This is a genomic window from Brevibacillus ginsengisoli, from assembly GCF_050113715.1.
In the GTDB taxonomy this organism is placed as follows: Bacteria; Bacillota; Bacilli; order Brevibacillales; family Brevibacillaceae; genus Brevibacillus_H; species Brevibacillus_H ginsengisoli.
The window spans coordinates 158,066-172,986 of the sequence record NZ_JBNJQR010000005.1; the positions used below are offsets into that span (position 1 = coordinate 158,066).

The 14,921-nt window shown below is 44.9% G+C and carries 16 protein-coding genes; 14 read left to right on the forward strand and 2 right to left on the reverse strand.

The features are described from left to right. Positions 1-9 precede the first annotated feature (9 nt). From ACQCN2_RS12135 to ACQCN2_RS12170, 8 genes are all read left to right on the forward strand, one after another. A complete protein-coding gene (locus tag ACQCN2_RS12135; protein WP_426929177.1) occupies positions 10-828 on the forward strand; it encodes an alkaline phosphatase family protein in 819 nt (272 codons plus the stop codon). Between the two features lie 71 nt (positions 829-899). Continuing rightward, positions 900-1,748, forward strand: a complete 849-nt coding sequence (locus tag ACQCN2_RS12140; RefSeq protein WP_426929178.1) for an ABC transporter permease — start codon at positions 900-902, stop codon at positions 1,746-1,748. Beyond that, the gene (locus ACQCN2_RS12145; protein WP_426929179.1) at positions 1,745-2,551 is read left to right on the forward strand and encodes an ABC transporter permease; all 807 of its coding nucleotides are present in this window, start codon (positions 1,745-1,747) and stop codon (positions 2,549-2,551) included. The genes ACQCN2_RS12140 and ACQCN2_RS12145 overlap by 4 nt, the downstream gene beginning before the upstream one ends. Continuing rightward, positions 2,548-3,567, forward strand: coding sequence for an ABC transporter ATP-binding protein (locus ACQCN2_RS12150; protein ID WP_426929180.1), 1,020 nt, complete (start codon positions 2,548-2,550; stop codon positions 3,565-3,567). Before ACQCN2_RS12145 ends, ACQCN2_RS12150 begins: the two co-directional genes overlap by 4 nt. Positions 3,568-3,584: 17 nt before the next feature. Beyond that, a complete protein-coding gene (locus ACQCN2_RS12155) occupies positions 3,585-4,391 on the forward strand; it encodes a DeoR/GlpR family DNA-binding transcription regulator (protein ID WP_426929181.1) in 807 nt (268 codons plus the stop codon). A 32-nt stretch (positions 4,392-4,423) separates the two neighbouring features. After that, the gene (locus ACQCN2_RS12160; protein ID WP_426929182.1) at positions 4,424-5,185 is read left to right on the forward strand and encodes an HAD family hydrolase; all 762 of its coding nucleotides are present in this window, start codon (positions 4,424-4,426) and stop codon (positions 5,183-5,185) included. A 68-nt stretch (positions 5,186-5,253) separates the two neighbouring features. Next, entirely contained in the window at positions 5,254-5,595 is a 342-nt protein-coding gene (locus tag ACQCN2_RS12165) for a DMT family transporter (protein WP_426929183.1), read from the forward strand. After that, positions 5,595-5,909, forward strand: coding sequence for a DMT family transporter (locus ACQCN2_RS12170; protein WP_426929184.1), 315 nt, complete (start codon positions 5,595-5,597; stop codon positions 5,907-5,909). Before ACQCN2_RS12165 ends, ACQCN2_RS12170 begins: the two co-directional genes overlap by 1 nt. A 93-nt stretch (positions 5,910-6,002) precedes the next feature. Here the strand turns inward: ACQCN2_RS12170 and ACQCN2_RS12175 are convergent, their stop codons facing one another. Further along, on the reverse strand, positions 6,003-6,890 hold the full coding sequence (locus tag ACQCN2_RS12175) for a LysR family transcriptional regulator (protein ID WP_426929185.1): 888 nt from the start codon (positions 6,888-6,890) through the stop codon (positions 6,003-6,005). A 126-nt stretch (positions 6,891-7,016) separates the two neighbouring features. Between ACQCN2_RS12175 and ACQCN2_RS12180 the strand changes: the two genes are divergently transcribed. The 3 genes from ACQCN2_RS12180 (at position 7,017) to ACQCN2_RS12190 (ending at position 11,600) form a co-directional block, all read left to right on the forward strand. Then, positions 7,017-8,237, forward strand: a complete 1,221-nt coding sequence (locus ACQCN2_RS12180; protein WP_426929186.1) for an MFS transporter — start codon at positions 7,017-7,019, stop codon at positions 8,235-8,237. Positions 8,238-8,382: 145 nt separating this feature from the next. Then, complete coding sequence (locus ACQCN2_RS12185; RefSeq protein ID WP_426929187.1) at positions 8,383-10,464, forward strand: methyl-accepting chemotaxis protein; 2,082 nt, start codon at positions 8,383-8,385, stop codon at positions 10,462-10,464. Positions 10,465-10,502: 38 nt separating this feature from the next. Beyond that, entirely contained in the window at positions 10,503-11,600 is a 1,098-nt protein-coding gene (locus ACQCN2_RS12190; RefSeq protein WP_426929188.1) for an aminopeptidase, read from the forward strand. A 47-nt stretch (positions 11,601-11,647) separates the two neighbouring features. Here the strand turns inward: ACQCN2_RS12190 and ACQCN2_RS12195 are convergent, their stop codons facing one another. Continuing rightward, positions 11,648-12,529: a LysR family transcriptional regulator gene (locus tag ACQCN2_RS12195; RefSeq protein WP_426929189.1), complete on the reverse strand. Its 882-nt coding sequence runs from the start codon at positions 12,527-12,529 to the stop codon at positions 11,648-11,650. A gap of 144 nt (positions 12,530-12,673) precedes the next feature. Between ACQCN2_RS12195 and ACQCN2_RS12200 the strand changes: the two genes are divergently transcribed. Genes ACQCN2_RS12200 through ACQCN2_RS12210 form a run of 3 tightly spaced genes read left to right on the forward strand, consistent with a single transcriptional unit; the run spans position 12,674 to position 14,913 of the window. Beyond that, the gene (locus ACQCN2_RS12200; RefSeq protein WP_426929190.1) at positions 12,674-13,840 is read left to right on the forward strand and encodes a YbfB/YjiJ family MFS transporter; all 1,167 of its coding nucleotides are present in this window, start codon (positions 12,674-12,676) and stop codon (positions 13,838-13,840) included. Positions 13,841-13,860: 20 nt separating this feature from the next. Next, positions 13,861-14,064: a 2-hydroxymuconate tautomerase family protein gene (locus tag ACQCN2_RS12205; RefSeq protein WP_426929191.1), complete on the forward strand. Its 204-nt coding sequence runs from the start codon at positions 13,861-13,863 to the stop codon at positions 14,062-14,064. Positions 14,065-14,079: 15 nt separating this feature from the next. Beyond that, the gene (locus ACQCN2_RS12210) at positions 14,080-14,913 is read left to right on the forward strand and encodes a VOC family protein (RefSeq protein ID WP_426929192.1); all 834 of its coding nucleotides are present in this window, start codon (positions 14,080-14,082) and stop codon (positions 14,911-14,913) included. Positions 14,914-14,921 lie beyond the last annotated feature (8 nt).

The following is a 14,921-nucleotide window of genomic DNA, read 5'->3' on the forward strand; positions in this document are numbered from 1 at the left end:
GAATTCAACATGAATAAAGTCATCATGGTCGTTATTGACGGATTGCAATATCAGGTGGCTTCTTCCCAAATGGGGTATCTGAATCATCTGGTGGAACTGAACAAAGCGGCATCCTACAAGGTAAAGTCTGAGCTGCCAAGCATGTCCAGACCTCTGTATGAAGTGCTGTTGACAGGTACCCCTTCATCGGTAAATGGGATCACAAACAATGATACCTGCCGCCTGTCTCATCAAAAGAGCCTGTTTCATTTGACAAAAGAAAATGGAATGCGCAATGCCGCTACCGCCTTTTACTGGGTGAGCGAGCTGTACAACCGCGCTCCGTTTGACAAAATTGAAGATCGTCAACAGTCGGATGAGAGCAAGGCCATTCAACACGGAACGTTTTACTATGATGATTTCTATCCGGATTCTCATCTGTTGTTGGATGCTGAAGTTTTACGCAGAAAACACGACCCTCACTTCCTCTATATCCATACCATGGGGGTTGATAATTTTGGCCATATTTATGGCTCCGATTCGAAGCAATACCGCAAAGCCGCGATTCATATGGACAGCTTTTTAGCCGAGTTGATCCCTGCATGGACGAAGGAAGGTTACCACATCGTCATCACGGCTGACCATGGGATGAATACGGATGGAGCACATGGCGGCACCGGTAGTGATGAGCGAGATGTCCCTCTATTCATCATCGGTGATGGCGTGAAGCCGGGATATCATGAGCAGGTTGTACCGCAATTAGCGATGGCTCCAATGATTTGCCAATTGCTTGGAATCTCGCCGTCTGAAGCGATGATCGACTATGATTTTTCGGGAATGTTTGAATAAATACGAAACGAAAAGGAAGACCATTGCTTGATGGTGATGGTCTTCCCTATTCAAAACCAGGAGTTGTCTAAATGAAGCAGAAGAAAAAGTGGTTTGCATTGTTTGCGCTACTTCCCTTTGCCGTTCTGGTCATAGCGTTTGAAATCGTGCCGCTAATCGGTATGGTAATGGATAGTTTTCAATTTGATGGGGCACAAACCTACACGTTGCATCACTATGTATCCGCTCTGACGAATCCCTATTATTTTAAAGGAATGACCAATAGTTTGCTCATCTCCTTGTATTCCAGTCTGATTGGGATCGTGATTGCGCTCTGTGCTTCTTATTCGATTACGCAAATGCCGAAAAAGATTCAAACGCTCATGATTACTTTCTCCAATATGACGTCCAACTTTTCCGGGATTCCTCTTGCGTTTGCGTATATCATTTTGCTTGGTACTAGCGGGGTGTTTACCTTGCTTGCCAAGGACTTAGGTTGGAATATCCTCTCTTCATTTGATTTATATAGTTGGAGTGGACTCGTCGTTGTGTATGTCTATTTCCAAGTTCCACTAGCCATCCTGTTGCTGTACCCTACGTATTCCGGTATTCACAAATCCTGGCGAGAATCTGCTTCTCTGTTGGGGGCTTCTACTTTTCAATTTTGGAGATATATCGGATTGCCGGTGATTTTCCCAAGTGTTGTCGGGACGTTTAGTATCCTCTTTGCCAATGCCATGGGGGCGTATGCGACGGCGTACGCATTAATGGGCGGCACCTATAATATATTGCCGATACGCATCGGTGCTTTAGTAAGCGGAGATGTTGTAAGTCAGCCTCATTTAGGAAGTGCGCTTGCGGTCATCCTGGGCTTGATGATGATTGGGGCGATGTGGTTTAACGAACGCATGATGCGTCGGGTAAGGAGAGATTTGCGATGAGAAAAGGATCAATCCACTATCTAGTCATCGTTGTTGTCGGGTTGTATCTTTTCTTGCCATTAGCCGCAACGTTTTTGTACTCGATTTCGAATACATGGGCGAATACCATTTTGCCTTCTGATTTCACGCTCACCTGGTATCACCAGCTTTTTTCCGATCCACGATTTATTGAGGCGATGGGAAGAACCGTGTTGATCTGTGTTCTGACCCTACTCGTAAGTATGATCACCATGGTGATGGCGGTTTTTGCGATCACGGTCTATTTTCCGAAATTGGAGCGCTTGGTTCAGGCTCTCGTAATGCTTCCTTATGCGATTCCAGGTGTAGTAGCGGCTGTGGGCTTGATCAAAATGTATTCAAGCAAGCCAATTGTCCTGACCGGAACCATCTGGATTATCGTCGGCGCGTACTATGTGCTAATTCTTCCGTACATGTATCAGGGAATTCGAAACAGCTTGCGAACCATCGATGTGACGAGACTGATAGAAGCGGCTGAGATATTAGGGGCGAGCAAGTGGAGAGCGTTCATCTACGTGGTATTGCCGAATATTATCCCCGGAATTCTCGTTTCTTCTCTCTTATCGCTTTCAATTCTATTTGGTGAATTTGTTTTGGCCAATATTCTGGTCGGCGGACACTTTGAAACCATCCAAATCTATTTAATGCAACGCCTGAAAGAAAATGGGCATTTGTCGAGCGCAATTGTCATTACGTATTTCGTAATCGTTTTGATTAGTTCGTTCGTCATGTTGAAGCTTGGAGCTCGACTTCAAAATGGAGAGAAAAAGGAGAAGGTGTCATGAGTTACGTACAGATTGAGAACGTGCTAAAAAAATATGCGGACAACACCGTGCTTCAGCAGGTCTCTCTTGAGATTGAAAAGGGTGAATTCATTACCTTGCTCGGCCCAAGCGGATGCGGCAAGAGTACACTGCTTAGAAGCATCGCTGGCTTAGAAACGGTTGACAGCGGTACGATAAAAGTGAATGGTAAAGATATCACGCATGTAACTCCACAAAAACGGAATGTCGGAATGGTATTTCAATCGTACGCGTTGTTTCCTAACCTGACAGTTTTTGATAATATTGCCTTTGGGTTGAAAATGCAGAAGATGGGTAAAAAAGAAATCGAAAGAAAAGTTCGTCAAGTCATTGAACTGATTCATTTGTCCGAAAAAGAAAAAGCCTATCCGCATGAGCTTTCTGGTGGACAACAACAGCGTGTAGCGCTGGCGAGAGCCATCGTGACCGAGCCGGATATATTACTTCTGGATGAACCGCTCAGCGCACTCGACGCCAAAATCCGCAAGAACTTGCAAGTCGAACTGAGGAACATCCAGAAGAATTTAAAAATGACGATGATCTTTGTTACGCATGATCAAGAGGAAGCGATGACCATTTCCGATCGGATCTTTGTCATGGATCGAGGACAAGTGGTACAGAGCGGACGACCTGAGACGATTTACGCTTCTCCGAAAAACGAATTCGTCGCACGCTTTATCGGAAGCTATAACGTGTTGACGCACGAAGATATTTACCATTTGACCGGGGAATCCATCCAAGCGGGGGCCTATGCTGTTCGGCCCGAGGTGATCGGATTATTTGACAACAGCATTCCATCCACGATGCAAACATCAGGATACTGGGTAAAAGGTTCTGTCCTAAATGTAACGATCAAAGGAAATGTACGTCGCTATGAAATTCAGGCGAATGATCGCTTGTTATATGTAGATGAACTGAATGTGCCGTCCAATGCGCCTTTAATAGAGGGGATGCCGATTCAGGCGTGGATTCCGGAAAAAGAGTGCATTCAGCTGTAACAGAAAGGTGAGTCCCGATGTCGATTCTGGCCGTAGAGAGAAAAAAGATCATTCTAGATCAGCTGCAGGTTACAGGAAAGGTGAACGCGTCTGAATTAGCTCGCTTGTTCGACGTGTCCATGGAGACCATTCGTCGAGACCTGGATCTGCTAGAGAAGGAAGGTTTCTTAAAACGCGTGCACGGCGGAGCTGTCAAAAGCAATTTTGAATTTGGAGAGCCGCCATTCGTCCAAAGACAAAGCTTGCAGATGGAGTCCAAGCAGAAAGTCGCCAAAAGAGCGGCACAGTTGATCAACAATGGAGATACGATTGTCATGGGAGGCGGCACCACGATATTGGAATTGGCTCACGCTATCCGTGGGATCAACAGACTCACCATCTTAACCAATTCACTTCCAACAGCCAATGTCCTGATGGATTCGCTGAACCAAGGATTCTTTAGTGGAAAAGTGATTCTCTTAGGCGGCGAGCTAAACGTGGAGCAGCATTCGGCAAGAGGAGCTTTATGCGCGAAAATGCTGGAGCTGTTTAAGGTTAACAAAGCGTTTATCTCACCTGGTGGTATTGCGCTCTCAGGGATTACAGAGTACGAAGTGGAAGAAGCGGGCATCTCCCAAAAAATGATTGAAGTAGCCAAAGAAGCGATCATTCTCGTGGATCACTCGAAGATCGGAATTGAAGCGTTTTGCAATATCTCTGCTGTTAACGGGGTGAATGTGATCGTCTGTGATCAGGATGTACCTCCAGCATGGAAAGCGCAAATGGAGAATATTGAATGGATAACAGCGGGAAACGAACAAGTAGATATTAGCGCCGTATCTTGAAACGAAGGGCAGAAAGGTTGGGTTCATCAGAGATGAGGCAGATAAAAGGAATCCTTTTTGATAAGGATGGCACGTTACTAGATTTTCACGCTTTTTTTGTTCCAGTAGCCAAACAACTCGTCGATCAATTGCTGAATGATTTAGCGTTATCCGATGATCACCAACTGGAAGCAGAGCTGTTCAAAGCAATCGGATTAAATGAGGATCAAGTAGATCCCAAAGGAATTCTTGCCAGTGGCACAACCCGGGATGTTTACGAGGCGTTCGTTGAATTGCTTCGGGATAAACAAGTGCCTCCAGGCAAAATGGAACATCTGGAATCCTGGATTTCTCACAAATTAGTTGAATTGAGCAAATCAAGTACGGTTCAGATCAAGCCGACTGCCGATCTGAAGAAACTGTTTGATCAGCTCCACAGCCTTGGAATCAAGGTGGGGATTGCAACGGCGGATGATTGGGAATCCACGATATTTTGTCTGAAAAGTTTAGGGGTTCATCATCACTTCGAATTTATCGGGACATCGGATCATTATGATAAAAAGCCAGATCCGTGTATGCTGAACGCTTTTTGTGATAAATTTCAGTTGCAACCTTCAGAAGTAGCGGTTGTAGGCGATACGGTAGTTGATCTAATGCTTGCCCGTAATGGAGCTGCAGGCCTTGCGGTTGGAGTGCTCTGTGGAGTAAGCAGTCCGAATGTATTGGAAGAATTAGCAGATATCCTGTTGCCGTCTGTTGGAGAAATCATTCAGGAAGATGGACGATTGATATGGGAAAACAACATCATTCGCTAATGCGAGTGGTGTTGTTGTTTTTTTAGAAAATCAATAGGTAGGCGAGCTTACAGTAAGGAGATGTACGTATGAATAGAAATTGGGTAATGATCTTGATTGCCGCTTTTTTTGAAGTGTTATGGGCAATCGGACTGAAACATTCATCGAATGCTTGGATGTGGATTGGTACGATTGTGGCGATACTTCTGAGCTTCGATTTATTAATCCGCGCCACGAAAAAACTGCCGGTAGGCACCGTATACGCAGTCTTTACGGGCATTGGAACAATGGGGACTGTATTGGCAGATATTCTTGTATTCGGTGAACCCTTCAAGTGGATCAAAATCGTCTTGATTCTCATTCTGTTAGCGGGAATCATCGGATTAAAGGCCATCACGAAAGACACAGATACAAAAGGGGAAACAGTATAATGGGATGGGTATATCTTCTCTTGGCTGGTATGTTTGAAGTGGTAAGTGTGACAAGTATTAATCAAGTAAATAAAGGCGGCGGCTGGAAGGCAATCCTTGTATTAGCTGGCGGCTTTACGTTAAGTTTTCTATTTCTTTCTCTAGCGATGCGAACTATTTCGATGGGGACCGCCTACGCCATCTGGACCGGAATCGGCACAGTAGGTAGTACGCTTGTCGGTATGATCAGATACGGAGAATCCAGAGATTGGCGTAGGATTTTATGCATGAGTATGATTTTATGCGCTGCCATCGGTTTGAAGCTGGTATCCTAACAACTAGAAGGGGCATGGTGCCACCGGAAATCATGCAAGGGTATTATGAGAAAGGGCTTCGTACGCGCAAGAAATTGAAGGACTGTTAAGGATTTATTTAGCATTCTGTTTAAAGTAATCAATCACAAATTGCTGAAACTGCTCTACTGCCGGTGATAGGTATCGTCCTTCGAGTCGAGCTATTCCAATAACTCGACGACAAACAGGACGTTGAACGGACAGAAGGGATATTCCACTGAGGTCTAATCCCTTCGTGTCTGGTAGGATGGCAACGCCTAGCCCGGCTGCGACAAGTCCAGCGATGGTGTGTACTTCTTCTCCCTCAAATCGAATCACGGGGCTAATTCCCGCTTCTAGCAACAAGTCGTCCATTATTTTTCGAAGACCGTACCCTTTTTTGAATGAGATCAAGGGTTCGTTGCGTATTTCCTCCAAAAGGATTTGTTTCGAGCGAGCAAGCCGATGATCTTTCGGCACGATGACAAACAACTCTTCACTGATTAATTCAGTCCACTGGATGGGTAGCTTGGTATCCTGAAGCGCAGCCATGCAAAGATCGATTTCTCCTGACGCAAGCTGGTCCAGAAGAATCTGAGTACCATTCTGATGAAGCTGAAATCGAATCTCCGGGTACAGACAGCGAAAGGAGCGGATTAAATCCGGAATAAACTGAACCCCCAGCGTGTGAAGAAACCCAAGTGACACTTCCCCGTGCTCCGGATGGATCAGATCCTCTATCTCCTGTTTTCCCTCACTGTATTCATGCATAATACGATTGACCCGTTTTAAAAAAAGGCGGCCATATCGATTTAAGACAATAGAGCGTCCGCTTCGTTCAAAGAGCGGAACGCCCAGTTCATTTTCCAACCGAGCAATCGAACGGCTTAGCGCAGGTTGTGAGATCGATAATGACTGCGCCGCCAAGGTCATGTGCTGCAAACGGGCAACGGTTTGAAAGTATTCGAGTTGCTGCCACTCCATATTGAACTCCTCCGTCTCTTTTATTACATCAAGAACATAAATACGATAAGAATTATGCATTAGACGTTGTGCTCTATCCATCATTATACTAGATACTGTCAATCAATACGGTGGAGGAACAAAACTATGAATTATGTTGAAGTGGGGAGCAAAGCGCATCGACGGGCATCAATCAGCATGCTGCTGGGAAGCATCGTCACGTTTGCGATTCTGTATAGCCCGCAGCCGCTCATCCGTTTATTTTCGGAAGAATATCATATCTCACCAGCTGCCGCCAGTTCGTCCATTTCTTTAACGACGATCGCTTTGGGAGTTAGCTTGCTATTTTACACGGTGATATCCAATCTGTGGGGGCGCAAAGGAATCATGAGCATATCGTTGCTGCTCACTTCGCTATTCGCGATTGTTTCGGCGTTCATCCATAATTTTCAATCATTTTTGGTGTTCCGATTATTGGAGGGCATCAGTATTGCAGGGTTTCCAGCCATCGCAATGGCTTATTTGAATGAAGAGTTTTCACCCAAGGCGATTGGGAGAGTAATGGGAGTGTATGTCGCGGGCACAGCGATCGGCGGATTTGTCGGACGAATTGTCATCGGAGCCTTAACGGATCTGTTCAATTGGCAGATTGCCATGATGACAATGGGGATTATTAGTTTCGTGTTTAGTATCTGGTTCTGGAGGTATCTCCCGGAATCCCGTAATTTTAGCCCGAAAAAAATCTCGGCAAAACAATGGATTGCGGGCATGAAGGGGAGCTTGTCTGATAAAAATCTCCTGTATATGTTCATCACGGGGTTTCTCTTAATGGGTGGCTACATCACGGTTTTGAACTATATCGGCTATCCGTTGACCAGTGCGCCTTATTATGTTAGTCAAACGATCTTTGGCTTCCTGTTTGTGGTGAACCTTGGCGGAACGGTCAGTTCGGTTTGGTTTGGGAAGCTTGCGGATCGTTATTCCCGACGATACGTCATCGGGTTGGCCATTGGCATATTTATCTTGGGAACGCTGATGACGTTGCACCACGATCTGCTCATCAAGGTAATCGGGGTTGCCGTCGTCGCGTTCGGTTTTTTTGCCGGTCACTCGGTTGCAAGCGGCTGGGTAGGCGCCTTAGCCAAAAAAGAATTCAAAGCGCAGGCATCCTCGTTCTATCTGTTATTTTATTATGCCGGTTCCAGCTTGATCGGATGGTCGGGCGGATTTTTTCTCAAACAGTTCGGCTGGAATGGTCTGGTGTATTATACGTGCGCGCTATTGATTGCATCTATCTTTATCTCCGCACAAGTGGTGATCCCGAACCGTACGCTAAAAACGAACGCAATGACCAAATGCACCCAATAAGGGTGCATTTTTTATAGATATATTTTTAAGCATTATATATCTTGTTTTAGTCGATTTTTCCATATATATTTCTAACAGGAGGATATAGGTATATATTACTAGTGTGTTAACAGCTGAGAGGAAAAATTACTAGGAGGATTAATGAATGAGAACGTCTTTAGCGAGAAAATGGATACTAACAATATCTATTCTAGTAGCCCTACCGTTATTGTTAGTCTCTATTTTTTCTTTTTTTAGTACACAAAATATTCTTATGCAAGAATTTAAAGAGAGTACAAAGGAACAACTAAGACAAATCGATAATGATATAACCGCAATGTTTAAAGATGCTGAAGATGATGTTCTTTATCTCTCCACACTCCCCAACGTTAAAAAAGCAGATAACACGATGGTTACCTTTTATGATAAGAAAGAAGGCGAACTGATTGATCCGAAGCACTATGAGGCCAAGGGAATCGAAAAAGAAATTTTCTTCGATTTTGATCGCTTTCGCAAAGCCCACCAAGCATTATCCTACATTTATTTAGGGACGGAATTCGGCTCCATGCTCCAATCTCCAGATGAAGCTTCCAAAGGTGGCTATGACCCCAGAAAAAGAGATTGGTATAAATCAGCAAAAGCAAATCCAGACCAAGTCATTCGAACGGAACCTTACGCGTATGAATCGCCGAATGGTCCGATTCCCGTTATCAGTACATTAAAAGTAGTTCGAGATGATCAAGGAAAAATGATTGGAGTCGTCGGAGCGGATAAAAGGCTGGATGAATTGTCCAAAAGCATCACTTCCATGAAGCTAGGGAAGGAAGGATATATTTTTCTTCTGACAAAAGACAATACCGTAATTGCACACAAAGATCCATCCTTAACCTTTAAGAAACTAGATGAACTTGTAAAAGATAAAAAAATGAATATGACGAACCTGGATACCTTGCTTAACGCCCATGATGAAGTGGTACAAGCTGATATTAACGGGATCCCATCCTACGTTTACGCTTATCAGTCTCAAGCGACCGGATATAAAATCTTTGCGGTTGTTCCAACAAGTGAGATTCAAGACGTTGCGAATAATTATTTAGTAACCATCGGAGTCATTGGTTTAATCGTTCTTCTTCTAGCATTAATTATTATTTATTTCTTCTCTCGATCCATGATTAAGCCAATATTGCAGGTATCTATTCAAGCGCAAAATATATCGAATGGGGATTTATCTAACGAACAGGTGAGCGTGAAATCCAAGGATGAAGTGGGGATTTTAGCAAGTTCGTTTAATCAAATGACAGCAAGTCTGAAAGCTGTAATCTCCTCTGTCTATGACGCTTCACAGCAAGTAGCGGCTTCAAGTGAGGAATTGACAGCTAGTGCTCAGGAGACAAGTCAGGCAAGCCAGCACATTACGGAGGTTTTTCAAAACATATCCTTGCAAATGGATGAGCAAGTCCAGATCGCTCAGGAGACAATGGGCAGATCAATGTCGGCAATTGGTGAATTAACCGTGATGGGAACGAACATCAATCAAGTGAACCATTCCGCCGAGGCTACGTTAATGACCGCCACCAGCGGTTCTGAGGCGATCAACCAAGCCATGACTCAAATGAATGATATTCAGCAGAAATCACTTCATGTATCTGGAGCGGTTGAATCTCTCAATCAAAAATCACAGGAAATTGGTCAAATTATCTCCCTCATCACCGATCTCTCTTCACAGACGAACCTTTTATCCTTAAATGCCAGTATCGAAGCCGCCAGAGCGGGAGAACATGGCAGAGGATTCTCTGTTGTAGCAAGCGAAATCAGAACATTAGCTGAACAGTCTGCCGTTGCCGCAGAAAAAATCCGTACGATTATTGTTGAAATCCAATCAGAATCCAACAAAGCCAATGAAGTGGTAAAAGAGAGTAATGAGTCCGTTGGGAAGGGACAAACATTAATTACAGTGGCAGATCAATCGTTCCAATCGATCTTTGAGGCAGTGAAACAAGTTGTGAGCCAAACCAGTACGATTGAGAGAGGCTTTAAAACTTTTAGCGCGAATATGCAAAACGTCGCGGATGATATGAAAAAGATTGAACACAATTCCATGACGACAGCCCAAAACACTTCACAAGTCGCTGCTACAACTGAACAGCAGCATGCCTCAATGGAAGAGATACTTGCCGCATCCAGTATGCTGGCGAATATGGCTGAGAAGCTGCAACTAGAAGTAGCGAATTTTAAGATTAACAAGTGATTGTGCGTTACGAACCTATACGTTTGGAGGGTTAACATATGCGTGATCCCAGAATTTCAACATTAGCGCAAACGATTGTGAATTATTCTCTTGAAGTGAATCGATCGGAAAGAGTATTGATTGATATTTTTGGAGAAGGAAAGCCGTTGGGAAAAGAGTTGGTAAAGCTCCTAAACCAAATAGGTGCTTTGCCATATGTGAGAATGATTGATCCAGAAATTCAGGCGGAGTGGATAAAGGGGATTCAGGAAAACGACGTCAAAATCTTGCAAGAGGTTGAGCAAAGCCAGCTGTCTGGTATTGATAAATATATCGGAATTCAAGGTTTAACGAATGACAGTGATTTCTCCGGCATTCCACAAGAACAGTTTCGATTATTTCGTGAAGTGGTGAAGCCCTCAAAAGAACATCTGCTCACACATAAGAAATGGGTAGAGCTATACTATCCAACTCCGTCTCTAGCACAGAAGTTTGGAATGTCGACCGATCAATTCTTTGATTTTTATTTTGATGTGCTATCGATCGACTATGTACAATTAGCCCAAAAACTAAAGCCTTTGCAAGAGCTTATGAACCAAACTTCCCAGGTAAGAATTGTTGGTCCTAAGACAGATGTAAGTTTCTCAATCAAGGGGATTGGGTCTGTCATTTGCTCTGGAAAGCGAAATTTGCCTGACGGAGAGATTTATACGGCACCAATAAAAAATTCGGTTAATGGGATCGTAACGTATAATGTCCCGTCTCAGTATGCTGGGTTCACCTTTGACGATATTCAATTGACATTGAAAGACGGAAAAATTATCAACGCTACTTCAAACAACACAGAGAAATTAAATCAACTGCTAGATAGTGATGAAGGAGCGCGGTATATTGGGGAATTTGCTATAGGCGTGAATCCGCTCATTCTTACCCCGATGAGGAACATCATGTTTGATGAGAAAATCGCAGGCAGTTTTCACTTAACGCCTGGTCAAGCCTACAAAGCGGCGGATAATGGCAATCGAAGCTCGATCCATTGGGATTTAATTTCGATTCAACGAGCGGAATACGGTGGGGGGGAAATCTGGTTTGATGAAGTCCTCATCAGAAAAGATGGTTTATTTGTACTTCCGTCGTTAGTTGATCTTAATCCGTAGAATCGTTTTCATTGAAAAGTAAGTACCCTCAGCCTTTCATGCGGTGGCTAGAGGGTACTTTTTTGTGGGAAATGAGCCCGCATCTCCGTTAAAAATTCCTCAAAAGCCGTTGTAATAAGGGAATCTTTACGTCGGATAAAGACGGTTGTAACTGTGATTGGCTTGTCTGGCACATGGCATCGAATAAGACCTTGTCGCTCTGAAAGGGACACGATGGAGCGGGGCAACAGAGAAATCCCCAAACCAGCGCTAACACAGCCGATAATGGTTTCCTGGGTTCCAAACTCCATCAATTTAACGGGAAACATCCCTTGTTCATGCAACAATTGTTGTAACTTCGCTCGATAGGAGCAGCCGCTGCGAAAAACCAACAGCGTGCGCAGTTCTATTTCGTTCAACGACGTAATGGGTCGATGGGAAGCCGGGGTGACGAGGACGAGATCTTCATCAATGACATTTTCCTGAATCAGATCGGGATGTTCTACTGGTCCGGCGACGAATGCTCCGCTCAGTTCATAATGAAGCACGCGCGATATGTGTTGTTCCGTAGGACCTGTCACAAGCGATAGCTCAACCGCGGGACAGCGTGTATGGTACTTGGTCAGAAGAGCAGGGAGACGTACAGCGGCAGTCGTTTCCATCGAACCGATGTGAAGCGGGCCCGAGGGAACGGTAGAATCTCCAACGGCAAGTCTGGCTTCCTGAATGGTATGCAGGATCTTCTCAGCAAAGGGAACGAGGGTCTGGCCAGAGGGGGTAAGCGTAATCCCTCGATTATGTCGGTAAAATAGCTGTGTATTGAGGTCAGCCTCTAATTGCTGAATTTTATTCGTCACATTGGATTGAGCGTAATTCAATTTTTGAGCAGCTTTAGAAAGACTGCCTTCTTGTGCGGTGGTATAAAACGCCTGAAGCAATTGAATGTCCATAATTCCCTCCACTTCTAGGGCTTGGGTCAACACTAGCCATCTGAAAACCAGATAGTAAACATCCTTAATCCGTATTATACATGATAACCAATCACAGTGTATCATGATGACAGTGGCGATCCATTTTCAGGAGGTGAATGCTCCATGGAACAAAAACCGATGATCCCCTTGATAGGAGGAATAGCAGCACTGATTGTTGCGATGGGAATTGGACGGTTCTCTTTTACTCCCATTCTTCCGATGATGATGGACAAACAGCTATTCTCAACAGTGGGAGCTGGCTATCTCGCTTCTAGCAATTATTTAGGATATTTGCTTGGCGCGCTTGTTCTGACGGTGATTCCGTTGAAGAGAAGGTCTCGGCTGCTTATTGCCGGGATGATCATGAGTATCGTGACGACCTGGGGGATGGGGGCGGTTACCGGCTTTGCAGGCTGGCTCGTGCTCAGGTTTATGTCTGGCGTTGCAAGTTCAATCGTTTTTGTAGTGGCTTCCAGTATTGTCTTAGAGCGTCTGTCGGGCGTTTGGACAGGCATATTTTACGGCGGTGTAGGTGTTGGAATTCTTTTGACGGGAGTGGTTGTCCCGCTTTTTGCGGATTATGGCCAATGGATGGGGGCATGGAAAGGACTTGGACTTCTCAGTCTGGTACTTGGGCTACTTGCCTGCTATTTATTAGCGGAACGACAAGGAATTGAGAAACCATCAACGAATTTTCATGTGAAGCGACCAGAGTCCGTTCAAAGAATCCTGCTTAGCTTGATGATCGCTTATGGACTGGAGGGCTTGGGGTACATTGTGACTGGCACATATCTAGTGGCGTATGCAAAGATTAGTGTAAATATTGAAAACATTACCTCGCTAAGTTGGATGTTGGTTGGGCTTGCCGCTGCCCCATCTTGTATCTTGTGGTCCTTGCTTGCCGCCAGATGGGGGAAGAAGTGGACGTTAACCTTAACGATGATTCTGCAATCCATCGGAATCGCAATCCCGGTTATTGCTCCTTCTTCTGCCACTCTATTGCTAGGGGCCGTTTTGTTTGGTGCGACGTTCATGGGCATTACGACATTAACGATTTCCTATGCCAAGGACCTGTACCCGTTAAATAACCGAAGGATCATCGGGCTATTGACCACGATTTATGGTCTGGGTCAAATGATCGGCCCTGTCATCGCTGGAGTCCTCATCTCTGGACGCGGAAGCTATGACGCGGCTTTAATCGGAGCGTCCCTGATTGTACTTCTCGGAGCCGTTATTCTGCCGTTAGGGATTGGACGTTCCGATCAAATGATAGTCAAACCAATTGGTTAAATAGAAAGGATGAATCCATCATGCCATACGTCAATATTAAAATCACGAACGAAAATGTAACACCTGAGAAAAAAGCGCAGTTAATTCAAGGAGTCACTCAGCTGCTGGTCGATGTGCTGGACAAGAATCCGCAAACGACGGTTGTTGTGATTGATGAAGTGGATACGGATAATTGGGGAATTGGCGGCGAAACCGTCACCAAGCGCAGGAAAGAGGGGAAATAATAAGGAGAGAGAAACATGCCAATCGCATTTGACCATCTTGTGCATTTTATAACGGCTTCCCCCCAACAAGCGGTGAATCAGATGAGTCAGCTCGGCCTTCATTCAGTCGTCGGTGGCCGTCATGAGAATTGGGGAACGATCAATGCTCTTAGTTATTTTGATATAAGCTACATTGAATTTCTTAGTCTGGAGCATCCGGATGTGGCTGAGGGAGCTAGAGAATACGGACTGATCGATCAATTGTTACGTGATTTACCCAATGGCGAAGGAATGGGAACAATCGCACTGCGTACATCGAACATAGAGCAGGCCAAGCAACACTTGATTAACCAAGGGGTCCAGATATGTGGGCCATTTCCTGGCAGTCGCAAGCGGTCGGACGGCAAGGTGATTCGGTGGAAGATGCTATTTTTAAGGAAAGAAACGGCTGGGTTGCCTCTGCCTTTTTTAATCGAGTGGGAACAGATGGACGAAGAAAGAAGAAGTGATCTCACACAACATCACATCATCTCAAGCCACCCTGCGGGAGAATTGAAGCTGGATTATGTCGCCTTTGCGGTAAACGATTTGGACTCATCCATTAGGGAGTGGCGGAACTGCTTCGCGCTCTCGGCAGGAGCACCTTACATACAGGAAGAATGGAATGCCACCTGTCAGCTGCTGCATGTGACGGGCGGCAATCTGCTTTTCTGCCAGCCTAACGGGGAGGGGATCGTCTCAGAGGTGCTTGATACTCGGGGCGAGCGACCTTTTCTTGTGAATCTGTCCGGTGCTGGGAATCCCAGAGAGCACCAACTCTTTGGTAGTATCTATCGCCTAATCCAATCAAATTATTGTAAGATTAGGTAAAATTAAGA

What these genes read in the sequence shown, in the direction of transcription:
- ACQCN2_RS12135 (WP_426929177.1), top strand. Translation starts at nt 10, where the DNA reads ATGAATAAAGTCATCATGGTCGTTATTGACGGATTGCAATATCAGGTG.
- ACQCN2_RS12140 (WP_426929178.1), top strand. Translation starts at nt 900, where the DNA reads ATGAAGCAGAAGAAAAAGTGGTTTGCATTGTTTGCGCTACTTCCCTTT.
- ACQCN2_RS12145 (WP_426929179.1), top strand. Translation starts at nt 1,745, where the DNA reads ATGAGAAAAGGATCAATCCACTATCTAGTCATCGTTGTTGTCGGGTTG.
- ACQCN2_RS12150 (WP_426929180.1), top strand. Translation starts at nt 2,548, where the DNA reads ATGAGTTACGTACAGATTGAGAACGTGCTAAAAAAATATGCGGACAAC.
- ACQCN2_RS12155 (WP_426929181.1), top strand. Translation starts at nt 3,585, where the DNA reads ATGTCGATTCTGGCCGTAGAGAGAAAAAAGATCATTCTAGATCAGCTG.
- ACQCN2_RS12160 (WP_426929182.1), top strand. Translation starts at nt 4,424, where the DNA reads ATGAGGCAGATAAAAGGAATCCTTTTTGATAAGGATGGCACGTTACTA.
- ACQCN2_RS12165 (WP_426929183.1), top strand. Translation starts at nt 5,254, where the DNA reads ATGAATAGAAATTGGGTAATGATCTTGATTGCCGCTTTTTTTGAAGTG.
- ACQCN2_RS12170 (WP_426929184.1), top strand. Translation starts at nt 5,595, where the DNA reads ATGGGATGGGTATATCTTCTCTTGGCTGGTATGTTTGAAGTGGTAAGT.
- ACQCN2_RS12175 (WP_426929185.1), bottom strand. Translation starts at nt 6,890, where the DNA reads ATGGAGTGGCAGCAACTCGAATACTTTCAAACCGTTGCCCGTTTGCAG.
- ACQCN2_RS12180 (WP_426929186.1), top strand. Translation starts at nt 7,017, where the DNA reads ATGAATTATGTTGAAGTGGGGAGCAAAGCGCATCGACGGGCATCAATC.
- ACQCN2_RS12185 (WP_426929187.1), top strand. Translation starts at nt 8,383, where the DNA reads ATGAGAACGTCTTTAGCGAGAAAATGGATACTAACAATATCTATTCTA.
- ACQCN2_RS12190 (WP_426929188.1), top strand. Translation starts at nt 10,503, where the DNA reads ATGCGTGATCCCAGAATTTCAACATTAGCGCAAACGATTGTGAATTAT.
- ACQCN2_RS12195 (WP_426929189.1), bottom strand. Translation starts at nt 12,529, where the DNA reads ATGGACATTCAATTGCTTCAGGCGTTTTATACCACCGCACAAGAAGGC.
- ACQCN2_RS12200 (WP_426929190.1), top strand. Translation starts at nt 12,674, where the DNA reads ATGGAACAAAAACCGATGATCCCCTTGATAGGAGGAATAGCAGCACTG.
- ACQCN2_RS12205 (WP_426929191.1), top strand. Translation starts at nt 13,861, where the DNA reads ATGCCATACGTCAATATTAAAATCACGAACGAAAATGTAACACCTGAG.
- ACQCN2_RS12210 (WP_426929192.1), top strand. Translation starts at nt 14,080, where the DNA reads ATGCCAATCGCATTTGACCATCTTGTGCATTTTATAACGGCTTCCCCC.